At 67.0% G+C, this 12,414-nt stretch carries 10 protein-coding genes and 3 tRNA genes; 12 read left to right on the top strand and 1 reads right to left on the bottom strand.

Annotation, left to right across the window (positions count from 1 at the left end):
- Positions 1–516: 516 nt before the first annotated feature.
- Positions 517–2,490, top strand: a complete 1,974-nt coding sequence (gene htpG / locus SRAH_RS11310) for a molecular chaperone HtpG (RefSeq protein ID WP_029463449.1) — start codon at positions 517–519, stop codon at positions 2,488–2,490.
- A gap of 6 nt (positions 2,491–2,496) precedes the next feature.
- Here the strand turns inward: htpG and SRAH_RS11305 are convergent, their stop codons facing one another.
- Positions 2,497–3,087 carry a hypothetical protein gene (locus tag SRAH_RS11305; RefSeq protein WP_029463448.1) on the bottom strand — a complete coding sequence of 197 codons (591 nt, stop codon included), beginning with the start codon at positions 3,085–3,087 and terminating at the stop codon, positions 2,497–2,499.
- A 150-nt stretch (positions 3,088–3,237) separates the two neighbouring features.
- Between SRAH_RS11305 and SRAH_RS11300 the strand changes: the two genes are divergently transcribed.
- The 11 genes from SRAH_RS11300 to SRAH_RS11250 all read left to right on the top strand — a co-directional run bounded on the left by SRAH_RS11300 (position 3,238) and on the right by SRAH_RS11250 (position 12,301).
- Positions 3,238–6,720, top strand: a complete 3,483-nt coding sequence (locus SRAH_RS11300) for a DEAD/DEAH box helicase (RefSeq protein WP_045477369.1) — start codon at positions 3,238–3,240, stop codon at positions 6,718–6,720.
- Entirely contained in the window at positions 6,717–6,917 is a 201-nt protein-coding gene (locus SRAH_RS13095; protein ID WP_029463446.1) for a hypothetical protein, read from the top strand. Before SRAH_RS11300 ends, SRAH_RS13095 begins: the two co-directional genes overlap by 4 nt.
- A gap of 14 nt (positions 6,918–6,931) precedes the next feature.
- Positions 6,932–8,434 (top strand): anthranilate synthase component I, encoded by a 1,503-nt coding sequence (gene trpE / locus SRAH_RS11290; RefSeq protein WP_029463445.1) that lies wholly within the window; start codon positions 6,932–6,934, stop codon positions 8,432–8,434.
- On the top strand, positions 8,431–8,556 hold the full coding sequence (locus tag SRAH_RS13160; protein ID WP_269799112.1) for a hypothetical protein: 126 nt from the start codon (positions 8,431–8,433) through the stop codon (positions 8,554–8,556). Before trpE ends, SRAH_RS13160 begins: the two co-directional genes overlap by 4 nt.
- Positions 8,553–9,155, top strand: a complete 603-nt coding sequence (locus SRAH_RS11280; protein WP_029463444.1) for an anthranilate synthase component II — start codon at positions 8,553–8,555, stop codon at positions 9,153–9,155. Before SRAH_RS13160 ends, SRAH_RS11280 begins: the two co-directional genes overlap by 4 nt.
- A gap of 94 nt (positions 9,156–9,249) precedes the next feature.
- On the top strand, positions 9,250–10,299 hold the full coding sequence (gene trpD / locus SRAH_RS11275; RefSeq protein WP_029463443.1) for an anthranilate phosphoribosyltransferase: 1,050 nt from the start codon (positions 9,250–9,252) through the stop codon (positions 10,297–10,299).
- A 12-nt stretch (positions 10,300–10,311) separates the two neighbouring features.
- Positions 10,312–11,109 (top strand): indole-3-glycerol phosphate synthase TrpC, encoded by a 798-nt coding sequence (gene trpC / locus SRAH_RS11270; RefSeq protein ID WP_029463442.1) that lies wholly within the window; start codon positions 10,312–10,314, stop codon positions 11,107–11,109.
- A gap of 65 nt (positions 11,110–11,174) precedes the next feature.
- The gene (locus SRAH_RS11265; RefSeq protein WP_029463441.1) at positions 11,175–11,942 is read left to right on the top strand and encodes a uracil-DNA glycosylase; all 768 of its coding nucleotides are present in this window, start codon (positions 11,175–11,177) and stop codon (positions 11,940–11,942) included.
- Between the two features lie 13 nt (positions 11,943–11,955).
- Positions 11,956–12,041: transfer RNA gene (locus tag SRAH_RS11260), tRNA-Tyr, on the top strand.
- A 57-nt stretch (positions 12,042–12,098) separates the two neighbouring features.
- A tRNA-Gly gene (locus SRAH_RS11255) sits at positions 12,099–12,172 on the top strand.
- A gap of 54 nt (positions 12,173–12,226) precedes the next feature.
- Positions 12,227–12,301: transfer RNA gene (locus tag SRAH_RS11250), tRNA-Thr, on the top strand.
- The last annotated feature ends 113 nt before the right edge of the window (positions 12,302–12,414 follow it).

Raw genomic sequence — 12,414 nt, 5'->3', positions numbered from 1 at the left:
AAAGCCTGTGGGCGCGCGGGCGTGCTGGCCGTGCAGCTTCTTTTCGGCGGGGGTGGCCGGCCATCGCCTGCGCGCTGGCGTTCCCATCGCCCTAGCCCGCCGGTGACGATGATCGTCGGCCATCTCCCGCGCGCTGGAGTTCAATTCGGTTGCCGGCAACGCCGTTGTTCGTCGCCCGTTCGTTGGCCCTCAAGGGGTGATCAGCCAAGCCACTCCGAAAGGATCGGGGGTGGCTGGGGCAGTTGGCCGATTTTTGGCCGCGCAGCAAAACGGCATGAGGCCGGCTGCCCCAGCCGCACCCGATCCCGCCCAAGCCTGTGCAAGCACCAAACCTCCAAACCTCCAAGCCTGCGCAAGCCCCACACCCCCAAGCCTGCGCAAGCACCAAGCCCGGCAAGGTCCCGGACAACCCTTGAAATCCCCCGCCCCAGCCCCAAGTGGGGCCGGTTGCGCCGCGCGGCCTTAAATTGCTGTGGCAGCGCGCCTAGGCTTTCTTTTTTATCCTTCAAGCACCCCATGAGCACCCATCACGCATTTCAGGCCGAAGTGGCCCAGCTGTTGCACCTGGTCACGCACTCGCTCTACTCCAACAAAGACATCTTTTTGCGCGAGCTGGTCTCCAACGCCTCCGACGCCTGCGACCGGCTGCGCTTCGAGGCGCTGGATAACACCGGGCTGTACGAGGACGCGCCCAATTTGGAGGTGCGCGTGGCCTTTGATGCCGAGGCCAAAACCCTCACCATCACCGACAACGGCATCGGCATGAGCGAGGCCGAGGCGATCGAGCACCTGGGCACCATCGCCAAGAGCGGCACCAAGGCGTTCATGAGCCGCCTGAGTGGCGACCAGAAGAAAGACGCGCAACTGATCGGCCAGTTTGGCGTCGGCTTTTACTCGGGCTTCATCGTGGCCGACCGCATCACGGTCGAGAGCCGCCGCGCCGGCCTGCCGCCCGAGCAGGGGGTGCGCTGGGTCAGTGCCGGGGCGGGCGAGTTTGAGACCGAGGCCATCAGCCGGGCCGCGCGTGGCAGCGCCATCACGCTGCACCTGCGCGACGACGCCGCCGAGTACCTTAATCGCTGGAAACTCAAGGGCATCATCGGCAAATACTCCGACCACATCAGCCTGCCGATTTTGATGCGCAAGGAAGAATGGGACGCCGAAAAAGGCGCATCGGTGCTGCAAGACGAGTGGGAGCAGGTCAACGCCGCCAGCGCGCTCTGGACGCGGCCCAAAAAAGACCTGAGCGAGCAGCAGTACGCCGATTTTTACCAGGCCATCAGCCACGATTTTGAGGCGCCGCTGTGCTGGAGCCACAACCGCGTCGAGGGCTCGACCGAGTACACGCAACTGCTCTATGTTCCGGCCAAGGCCCCGCACGACCTCTGGAACCGCGACAAAAAGCCCGGCGTCAAGCTCTACGTGCGGCGCGTGTTCATCATGGACGAGGCCGAGGCGCTGCTGCCCGCGTACCTGCGCTGGGTCAAGGGGGTGATCGATTCGGCCGACTTGCCGCTCAACGTCAGCCGCGAGCTGCTGCAAGAGAGCCGCGACGTGAAGGCCATCCGCGAGGGCAACACCCGGCGCGTGCTGGCACTGCTGGAAGACCTGGCCAAACAGGGGGTGCAGGAGGCTGCGCCTGCTGATACCGCCTCTGCCGATACCGCCGTTGATGCAGCCGATGCCCCCGCCAGCCCCGAGGGTGCCGAGGCCGCGCCGCCACAGCCCAAAGACGACAAATACGCCCGCTTCTACGCCGAGTTTGGTGCCGTGCTCAAAGAAGGCCTGGGCGAGGACTTTGGCAACCGCGAGCGCATCGCGCGCCTGCTGCGCTTTGCCTCCACCACCAGCGACGCCGTGGCGGTGAGCCTTGCCGACTACAAGGCGCGCATGAAAGAGGGCCAGAAGGCCATCTACTACCTCACGGCCGACAACCTGGCCGCGGCCAAGAGCAGCCCGCAGCTCGAACTGTTTCGCAAAAAGGGCATCGAGGTGCTGCTCATGACCGATCGGGTCGATGAGTGGGCCTTGTCCTTCCTGCACGAGTTCGACGGCGCCGCGCTGCAAAGCGTGGCCAAGGGCGCGGTCGATTTGGGCCAGTTGCAAGACGAGGCCGAAAAGCAGGCCGCCGAGGCCGCCGCCGAGCAGCACAAGCCGCTGCTGCAGCGCCTGAAGGCGGTGCTGGCCGACAAGGCCGCCGACGTGCGCATGACCACGCGGCTGGTGGACTCACCGGCCTGCTTGGTGGTGGGCGAGGGCGACTACTCGAACCAGTTGGCGCGCATGCTCAAGGCCGCTGGGCAGCGGGCCCCGGAAGTCAAGCCGATTTTGGAGCTCAACCCGGCGCACGCGCTGGTGCAAAAGCTCGACGGCGCGGCACAGTTCGACGATCTGGCGCACATTTTGTTCGACCAAGCGCTGCTGGCCGAAGGCGGCTTGCCGCAAGACCCGGCTGGCTACGTGCGGCGCGTCAACGCCTTACTGGTTTGAGCGCCTTCACTCCAGCGTAGCCGCGTACTCGATGATGGCGCGGTGATCGGGTGCCAGCAGCTTGTAGCGGATGCCCTCGCTGGCCAGCAGATTGCGCATTTGGGTGTCGATCTCGCGCGCTTGGGTTTCGTCTTGCAGGCGGCCGCTGCGGATGTATTTTTTGTCCAGGTCGCGCTGCACGAAAATGTTGATGTTGTCGAACTGCTTGTACCAGCCCTGAATCTGCGCGTGGGTTTTGCTCACGTCGCAGATGTTGTCGGCGTAGGTCTGGTTGTAGTAGAGCAGTTGCGGCAGCGAACCCTCGGTGACCAGGTACTGCACCTGGCCGTTGAGCACTTCCAGCATCTGAAACTGCTCCAGCGCGATCGCGTACTGGTTGCGCAGCGCGGCAAAATCGCGCTGCCAGACCCGGATTTTGGCGATCTCGGGCACCATTTCCACCGTCTTGCCCATCAGGTGCAGCTTGAGCACGATGCTAGAAGAAAACAGCGATTTGTCGCAGCCCGGCCCGCCGATGATGTTGATCACCTTGGTGCGGTACAGGCGCATCTTGTTCTCGGGCTGGATCGGGTCGATGTAGGTGACGCTGGTGCTCATGCGGGTCTCCTTGGGGCGAGTGCGGCCATGGTAGCACGCGCGTAGGCGGCATGGTTGGTCATGGCGGGGGGCGCATGTGGTTTGATAGAGGGTGGGTGAAATTCCCGCACGTCAGCAACGCAGTATCCACAGCATCCGCAGCATTCAGCAATGGCAAACAGCAGCACAAACACAGGCCTGTGGTTCTTCCACCAAGACTTGGCAGGCTTCGTCGATCATCCAACCTGGACCAAGGGCAGGCAGCTGTTCTTGAACAACCGGGTGCTGGATCTGGAGCTGGAACCCGATGGCGTGGGCTGGGTGGTGTCGGGCCGGGTTCAGGGCACGCAGCGCGCGCCGTACCAAGCCCGGGTCGCGATCACGCTCAATCCCCAGTCGCAACTGGTGGACTGGTTTGCCTCCTGTTCGTGCCCGGTGGGTGCGGGCTGCAAACACGCGGTCGCACTGTCGATCAAGGCGGCCTACCAAGGCGGGCGTTTGCTGGAGGGTGCTATCCCACCCCCGATGGACGCCGAAGCGGCTGCCGCCCTGCGCGAACGTGCCGAAGCGGCGCAGCAGGTCGCCCAAGCGCGCCTGGCGCAGCAGGCCGAAGAAGCCGCTGAGCGGCAGTTGCTGGGCTGGCTCCAGCAGGTGGACGCGGTGGACCGGTTGGTGCGCAGCAACCCGGCGCATCTGCGCACGGAGTCAGACCGCAGGGAGCAGTACGTCTACCTGGTATCGACATCGACCACCCGGAATGTGTCGCGTCTGCAATTCAGCCTGGCGGTCTCGTACCTCAAGCTCAATGGGCAATGGGCCAAACCGCGCGCGGTGAGCTACGAGCCGCAACCGGGCTATGGGATGTACGACAGCGCCACAGCGCTTGACCACCAGGTGCTGCAGCTCATGCGCGCCTGCAAAAGTGCGCGCGAGGGGCGTTCATATGGTTTTGCCGACACCGTGTTGCCCATGGGTGAGGCCGGTGCCCTGCTGTTGCGCCAAGCCGCCTCCACCGGGCGGCTGCTCACGCGCTCCCCCAGCGGCTACCCCGAGCGCGTGCTGGCCTGGGGTGAACCCGAGCCCTTGCAATGGACCTGGTCCGAGGTGCCAGCGCAGGGCCCTGCGGCCCCCGGCTGGCGGCTGCAAGCGGCGCTGGTGCGGCCGGGCCTGCTGCTATGTGCGAACGAGCCGCCGCTGTACCTGGATGCCGCAACTGGCGTGCTGGGGCCGGTGGTGGCCGATGGCGTGGCCAGCGACAAGCTGCAGGCGCTGCTCAAGGCGCCGGTGCTGGCCGAATCGGTGCTGCGCAAACACGCCGACCTGTTGACGCAGCGGCTGGGCGCGCTGCCGCTGCCGCCGGTGTTGCCCAGCGTGGCGCAGATCAGGGGCCTGCAACCCACCGCCTGCCTGCAACTGAGTGCGCTGCCTGCCAGTGAGGCGCCCACCCGCGGGCTGATGCGCGGCCTGCTCCGCTTCGACTACGCCGGGTACAGCGGGTTTTGGCCACCCGCACAGTCGACCGTGATGTTGCCGCCATTGGACGCCTATGGTCAGCGTCGCATGCTGCACCGCGACCTAGAGACCGAGCAGCAAGCGCTGGCGCGGCTGCTGGCGCTCGGCTTGTGGGTGGCGGGCGACGGTCAGGTGGTGTTGTCGCCCGCCGAGCCGCCGCAACGCTGGCTGCAGTGGGCCGACAGCGACTGGGCCGAGCTGCGCGGCGCCGGGTTTGAGCTCGCGTTTGCAGACGATTTGCGCCACTGGGTGGTGCGCGCCGACACCTTGCAGGTGGCACTGCGGGCGCAAGGCGACGAAGAAGACGAAGGCAGCTCGCCGTGGTTTGACTTGTCGCTGGGGATCGAGATCAACGGCGAGCGCCACAACGTCTTGCCCTGGCTGCCCGAAATCATCGCCACGGCGGCGCGCTCGCCGCTGAACGCCGACACCGGCTTGCCCGATCTGCCCGAATTTTTGTACCTGCGCACGCCGGGAGGCAGCGGATTTGTGCGCCTGCCCAGCCAGTCGCTGCGGCCCTGGCTGGGCGCCTTGCTGGAACTGGTGGGCGAGCGCGCGGTCGAGTTCAACGCCGACAAGCTCCAGCTCTCGCGCCTGGAAGCCCTGCGCACCAGCGCCGCCTTGGGCGAGGGCGTGGTGTGGCAGGGCGCGCAAAGCCTGCGCGCCTTGGTGCAGCGCATGCAGGGCCAGCAAAGCCTGCCGGTGGTTGCGCTGCCAGCCAGCGTGCAAGCCAGCCTGCGCCCCTACCAGCAGCAGGGCTTGAACTGGTTGCAGTTTCTGCGCGAAAGCGCACTCGGCGGCATTCTGGCCGACGACATGGGCCTGGGCAAAACGCTGCAAACCCTGGCCCACATCCAGGTCGAAAAAGACGCCGGCCGACTGGACCGCCCGGCGCTCATCATCGCGCCGCTGAGCCTGCTGGGCAACTGGAAACGCGAGGCCGGGCGTTTCTGCCCCGAGCTGCGTTGCCTGGTGCTGCATGGGCAGGAACGGCACGAAAAAGCCGCTGAACTGGCGGGGCACGATGTGGTGATCGCGCCCTATTCGCTGCTGCAGCGCGACCGGGAACGCTGGCTGCAGACGCCCTGGCATCTGGTGGTGCTCGACGAAGCGCAGAACATCAAGAACGCCAGCACCCACGCCGCGCAGGTGGCGTGTGAGCTGGTCACGCGCCACCGCCTGTGCCTCTCGGGCACGCCGATGGAGAACCACCTGGGTGAAATCTGGAGCCTGTTTCACTTTCTTATGCCCGGTTTTCTGGGCGGGCAACAGCGTTTCAAAGAGCTGTTTCGCAACCCCATCGAGCGCCAGGGCAACCCCGAGCGCATGGCGCAACTGCGCGCCCGCATCACGCCCTTCATGCTGCGCCGCACCAAGGCGCTGGTGGCGCACGAGCTGCCGCCCAAAGTGGAAACCGTGGCGCGGGTGGAACTGAGCGGCAAGCAGGCCGATCTGTACGAAACGATACGCCTGAGCATGGAAAAAACCGTGCGCGAGGCGCTCGACAGCAAGGGCCTGGCGAAATCACAGATCACCATCCTAGACGCCTTGCTCAAGCTGCGCCAGGTCTGCTGCGACCCGCAACTGCTCAAGCTCGATGCGGCCCGAAAAGTCAAACACTCCGCCAAGCTCGAACACCTGATGGAACTGCTGCCCGAGATGCTGACCGAGGGGCGGCGCGTGTTGCTGTTCTCCCAGTTCACCAGCATGCTGAGCCTGATCGAGGTCGAACTGAAGAAACGTGGCCTGCCATGGGTCAAGCTCACCGGCCAGAGCCAGAAGCGCGACCAGATCATCGAGCGCTTCACCAACGGAGCAGTCCCGCTGTTCCTCATCAGCCTCAAAGCCGGCGGCGTGGGCCTGAACCTGCCGCAGGCCGACACCGTGATCCACTACGACCCGTGGTGGAACCCGGCGGTGGAAAACCAGGCCACCGACCGCGCCCACCGCATCGGCCAGGCGCACAGTGTGTGGGTGCTCAAGCTGGTGGCGCAGGGCACGATTGAAGAACGCATACTGGCGCTGCAAGAGCGCAAAGCCGCCTTGGCCGAGGGCGTCTACAGCGGATCGGCGGCCCGGCGCGAGCCGCTGTTTGGCGAGAGCGACCTGGCCGAACTGCTCAAACCCCTGGGCGGGGCGTGAGTCCGACGGGAGGTGCGGGTGAGCACAAGTTCTTCAGCGGCCACGACATCCACCCGGTGCCCGCCGTGAGCAGCAACGACTGCCACTGCATCTCTGGCGGCCAGCCGACGGCGGTGTTTGAGCAGGCGCTGCGCCTTGCCCAGCCGCCCGGCGCGGGCGAGGGGGTTTGCTACACTTGGCCACAGAGCGTACTGTAGGAGGCGCCCCCCGCGTGATCACCGAACCCGAATTCCAGCACCTGGCGGCCCAGGGCTACCACCGCATCGCCCTCAGCGCCGAAACGCTGGCCGATCTGGAAACCCCACTCTCGCTGTATCTCAAGCTGGCGCACGCCGGCCCGGAAGGCGGGCGCTACAGCTTTTTGCTCGAATCGGTGGTGGGCGGCGAGCGCTTCGGGCGCTACAGCTTCATCGGCCTGCCCGCGCGCACGGTGCTGCGCGCCAGCGGCTTTGGCGCAGCGGCCCGCACCGAGGTGCTGCGCGACGGGGTGCTGGTCGAATCCGACAGCGGCAACCCGCTCGATTTCATCGCCGCCTACCAGCAGCGCTTCAAGGTGGCGCTGCCGCCGGGTTGGCCGCGCTTTTGTGGCGGGCTGGCGGGCTACTTTGGCTACGACACGGTGCGCCACATCGAGCCCAAGCTGCTGCACAGTTGCCCGCCCGACCCCTTGGGTTGCCCCGACATCCTGCTGCTGCAATGCGAAGAGCTGGCGGTGATCGACAACCTCTCGGGCCGCTTGCACCTGATCGTCTACGCCGACCCGGCCCAGCCCGAGGCCTACGCTTGGGCGCGCCAGCGCCTGCAAGAACTGCTGGCGGCGCTGCAGCGCCCGGTGGCCGCGCCGCCGGTGCAACCCAGCCCGGCGCACCCGCCCGAGCGCGCCTTTGACCGGGCCGACTACCTGGCGGCGGTGGCGCGCGCCAAAGAGCTGATCGCCGCCGGTGACTTCATGCAGGTGCAAGTGGGGCAGCGCATCAGCCAGCGCTACGAGCAAAGCCCCTTGAGCCTGTACCGGGCGCTGCGCTCGCTCAACCCCAGCCCCTACATGTATTACTACGATTTTGGCGAGTTCCAGGTGGTGGGAGCATCGCCCGAAATTTTGGTGCGCCAAGAGCGCGTGCCCGAGGGCTGCAAGGTCACCATCCGGCCGCTGGCGGGCACGCGGCCACGCGGGGCCACGCCGGAGCTGGACCGCGCCGCCGAACACGAGCTGTTGGCCGACCCGAAAGAGCGTGCCGAGCACGTGATGCTGATCGACCTGGCGCGCAACGACATCGGGCGCATTGCGCAGATTGGCAGCGTCAAGGTCAGCGACGCCTTCGTGGTCGAGCGCTACAGCCACGTGATGCACATCGTCAGCAACGTCGAGGGCCTGCTGCAAGAGGGCCTGAGCAATCTGGACGTGCTCAAAGCCACCTTCCCGGCCGGCACCTTGACCGGCGCGCCCAAGGTGCACGCGATGGAGCTGATCGACCAGTTGGAGCCGGTCAAGCGCGGCCTCTACGGCGGGGCCTGCGGCTACCTGAGCTACGCCGGCGACATGGACTTGGCCATCGCCATCCGCACCGGCATCGTCAAAGACGGGCAGTTGCACGTGCAGGCGGCGGCCGGGGTGGTGGCCGATTCGGTTCCCGAACTCGAATGGGCCGAGACCGAGCACAAGGCGCGTGCGCTGCTGCGAGCGGCCGAAATGGTGCAGGGGGGGTTGCAATGACAGGCACGCCAACCGAGGTGCTGGAAGCCGCCTACCGGGCCCTGATCGCGGCCAGCATCGAATACGAGCGCGCCGAGTTTGTGCGTTTGCATACCGCCTCAACGGCCAAGGAGCAGCCATGAAGCTGCTGATGATCGACAACTACGACAGCTTCACCTACAACCTGGTGCAGTATTTTGGCGAGCTGGGTGCCGCCGTTTTGGTGCGGCGCAACGACGAGATCGGGGTCGAGGAACTCGAGCGCCGCGTGGCGGCAGGCGAGTTCGAGCGGCTGGTGATCTCGCCTGGCCCCTGCTCGCCGGCCGAAGCCGGGGTGTCGGTGGCGGCGATTCGGGCGCTGGCGGGGCGCTTGCCGATACTGGGCGTCTGCCTCGGGCACCAGGCCATCGGGGCCGCTTTTGGCGGGCGCATCGTGCGCGCGCAGCAGCTCATGCACGGTAAGACCAGCCTGATCCGCAGCACGCAAGAAGGCGTGTTCACCGGCTTGCCGGAGCAGTTCACGGTGAACCGTTACCACTCGCTGGCAATCGAGCGCGCCAGCCTGCCCGACTGCTTGGCCGTGACGGCCTGGAGCGACGACGGCGAAATCATGGGCGTGCGCCACCGCAGCCTGCCCATCGAAGGGGTGCAGTTCCACCCCGAGAGCATTTTGAGTGAGCACGGCCACGCCTTGCTGCAAAACTTTTTGTTGCAGCGCCCAAGCAGCCCAATCGGCGCCTAATCCGCAGCCAACCGCAGCCAACCGCAGCCAACCGCAGCCAACCGCAGCCAACCGCAGCCATTCGCCCCCCATTCGCAGCCAAGCCCCGCGCCCCATGCACCCCACATCCACCCCCACCCCGCAGCAGGCGCTGCAGCGCCTGATCGAAGGGCGCGAGCTCCTGCCCGCCGACATGCGCCACCTGATGCAGCAGATCATGGGCGGCGCGCTCTCGCCGGTGCTCACGGCGGCCGTGCTGGTGGCCTTGCGCGCCAAGGGCGAGACCCGCGCCGAGATCGCTGCCGCCGCCCAGGTGATGCGTGAGCACGTCACCCCGGTTGATATCGCAGACCGGCAGCACCTGGTCGACATCGTCGGCACCGGCGGCGACGGCGCCCAGACCTTCAACATCTCCACCTGCGCCATGTTCGTGGCTGCCGCCGCCGGGGCGCGCGTGAGCAAGCACGGCGGGCGCAGCGTGAGCAGCCAATCGGGCAGCGCCGACGTGCTCGAAGCCCTTGGGGCGCAGCTCAACTTGGGCCCGGAGCAGATCGCGCAATCCATCGCGCAGACCGGCATTGGCTTCATGTTCGCGCCCAACCACCACCCGGCCATGAAGAACGTGGCCCCGGTGCGGCGCGAGCTCGGCGTGCGCACGCTGTTCAACATCCTCGGGCCGCTCACCAACCCGGCCGGTGCGCCCCACATCCTGCTGGGCGTGTTTGCGCCGGATCTGGTCGGCGTGCTGGTGCGGGTGCTGCAAGACCTGGGCGCGCAGCACGCGCTGGTGGTGCATGGGCAAGACGGGCTGGATGAAATCAGCCTCGGTGCCGCCACCCTGGTGGGCGAACTGCGCCACGGCGAAGTCTACGAATACCGCATCCACCCGGACGACTTCGGCCTGGCCATGGCCAGCCAGCGCGACCTGCGCGTGCAAGGCCCGGCGCAGTCGCTGGCCCTGCTGCGCGCCGTGCTCGACGACCAGCCCGGCCCGGCGCGCGACATCGTGGCGCTCAACGCCGGGGCCGCGCTCTACGCCGCCGACGTGGCCGACTCGATTGCCGACGGCTTGCAGCGCGCCCGCGCCGTGCTGGCCAGCGGGGCCGCCCGGGCCAAGCTGGAGCAGTTTCTCTCCACCACCCGCACCTTGGCGCCCAGCGCCTGAAAGGCCACCCGCGTGAACGATATTTTGCAGCGCATCGTCGCCACCAAGCGCGACGAAATCGCGCAGGCGCAGGCACGCCACCCCTTGGCCGCCGTGCGCGCCGACGCCGAAAGCCGCTTGCTGACGCGCGACTTTGTCGGCGCCCTGCGCGCCAAACTCAACGCCGGGCGCCCGGCGGTGATCGCCGAAATCAAAAAAGCCAGCCCCTCCAAGGGCGTGCTGCGCGAGCCCTTCGAGCCGGCCGACATTGCCCAGAGCTACGCCGCCCACGGGGCCGCCTGCCTGTCGGTGCTGACCGACCGGGACTACTTCCAGGGCAGCCCCAGCTACCTCAAGCAGGCGCGCGCCTCCTGCCACCTGCCGGTGCTGCGCAAAGACTTTCTGATCGACCCCTACCAAGTCTATGAGTCGCGCGTGCTGGGGGCCGACGCCGTCTTGCTGATCGCCGCCTGCCTGTCGGATGCGCAGATGGCCGAGTTCGAAGCGCTGGCGCACAGCCTGCACATGGCGGTGCTGGTCGAGGTGCACGACGCCCCCGAGCTCGAGCGCGCGCTGCGCCTGCGCACGCCGCTGATCGGCATCAACAACCGCGACCTGCGCAGCTTTGAGGTGCGGTTGGAGACCACGCTCGAACTGCGCGCCCAGGTGCCCGCGCAGCGTGTGCTGGTGAGCGAGAGCGGCATAGCCACCCGCGCCGACGTGTTGCGCCTGCGCGACGGCGGGGTGTCGGCCTTTTTGGTCGGCGAAGCCTTTATGCGCGCTCCCGATCCGGGGCAGGCGCTGGCCGAGCTGTTCGACCCCGGGCCATGAGGGCGCGGCGCAGCGCAGCCCATGCGCCCGCAGCCGCCTCTGAGCCCAGCCCGCAGCCCGGCTTGATGCCCAGCCCGGCGACCCCCACCGATCGCCTAGGCGCCTGGGCCCCGCAAGACTGGCCCCTGGCCCCCGATTGGCAGCCGCTGTGGCGCGACTTCTTGGCCGGCCCTGCCGGCTTGCATTTGGGCCGCTGGCTGCAAGCCCAGCTCGATGCCGGGGCGCTGGTCTATCCGGCCCAGCCCTTGCGTGCGCTGGCGCTCACGCCGCTGGCGCAGGTGCGGGTGGTGATTTTGGGTCAAGACCCCTACCACGGACCGGGTCAGGCCGATGGCTTGGCGTTTTCGGTGCCCCAAGGCGAGCGCGCGCCGCCCTCGCTGCGCAACATCCAGGCCGAGTTGCAGCGCGAGTTTGGTGTCCGGCCCACTTTGGGTAACAGCTTGGAGACCTGGGCGCAGCAAGGCGTGCTGCTGCTCAACACCTGCCTCACGGTGCAGGCCGGGCAAGCCGCCAGCCACGCGCAGCAAGGTTGGGAGCAATTCACCCAGGCCGTGCTGCGCGCCTGCGCCAGCCAAGGCCGGCCCAAAGCCTTTTTGCTCTGGGGCCGACACGCCCAAGCTGCCGCCCAGGCCGCCGAGCCTTCTGCCGCCCAGCAGCAGGGCGCACCGCAACACCTGTGGCTGCGCGCCAACCACCCCTCGCCGCTGGCGGCGCGGCGGCCGCCGCAGCCCTTCATCGGCTGCGGCCACTTTGGCGCGGTCAACCGCTGGTTGCAGGCGCGCGGTGAAAAAAGCATAGCTTGGCTTGAAAAAAGCCCCGCGCACGTGGCATAATCCGAGGCTCGCTGGAGGGGTGCCCGAGTGGCTAAAGGGGGCAGACTGTAAATCTGTTGGCTTACGCCTACGCTGGTTCGAATCCAGCCTCCTCCACCAGCGCAACCGTTGCAAGAGCGGATCGGTGGGTCTGCGTCCGGTCCGAGTGGGTCAGTCGCGGGAGTAGTTCAATGGTAGAACCCCAGCCTTCCAAGCTGATGACGCGGGTTCGATTCCCGTCTCCCGCTCCAGTGACGGTCTGAGGTGCGCGATAATTAGCTGTGGGACGCCGCAAGGCGCCCTAGGCCCATGTGGCTCAGTGGCAGAGCACTCCCTTGGTAAGGGAGAGGTCGGCAGTTCGATTCTGCCCATGGGCACCATTCATTTTGGTGTTTTCAATCATTTCGGCATTCTTCAATTCGGAGCTGTAGCATGGCAAAGGAAAAATTCCAGCGGACCAAGCCGCACGTCAACGTAGGCACCATCGGCCACG

The sequence above is a fragment of the Serpentinimonas barnesii genome (assembly GCF_000696225.1).
In the GTDB taxonomy this organism is placed as follows: domain Bacteria; phylum Pseudomonadota; class Gammaproteobacteria; order Burkholderiales; family Burkholderiaceae_C; genus Serpentinimonas; species Serpentinimonas barnesii.
Note: the sequence above shows the minus strand (reverse complement) of the source record. Positions and strands in the feature narration are given on the sequence as shown.

Coding starts and splice junctions, on each gene's coding strand:
- SRAH_RS11265 (WP_029463441.1), top strand. CDS start 11,175: ATGCCCAGCCCGGCGACCCCCACCGATCGCCTAGGCGCCTGGGCCCCG.
- SRAH_RS13160 (WP_269799112.1), top strand. CDS start 8,431: ATGACAGGCACGCCAACCGAGGTGCTGGAAGCCGCCTACCGGGCCCTG.
- SRAH_RS11280 (WP_029463444.1), top strand. CDS start 8,553: ATGAAGCTGCTGATGATCGACAACTACGACAGCTTCACCTACAACCTG.
- htpG (WP_029463449.1), top strand. CDS start 517: ATGAGCACCCATCACGCATTTCAGGCCGAAGTGGCCCAGCTGTTGCAC.
- SRAH_RS11305 (WP_029463448.1), bottom strand. CDS start 3,087: ATGAGCACCAGCGTCACCTACATCGACCCGATCCAGCCCGAGAACAAG.
- SRAH_RS11300 (WP_045477369.1), top strand. CDS start 3,238: ATGGCAAACAGCAGCACAAACACAGGCCTGTGGTTCTTCCACCAAGAC.
- trpD (WP_029463443.1), top strand. CDS start 9,250: ATGCACCCCACATCCACCCCCACCCCGCAGCAGGCGCTGCAGCGCCTG.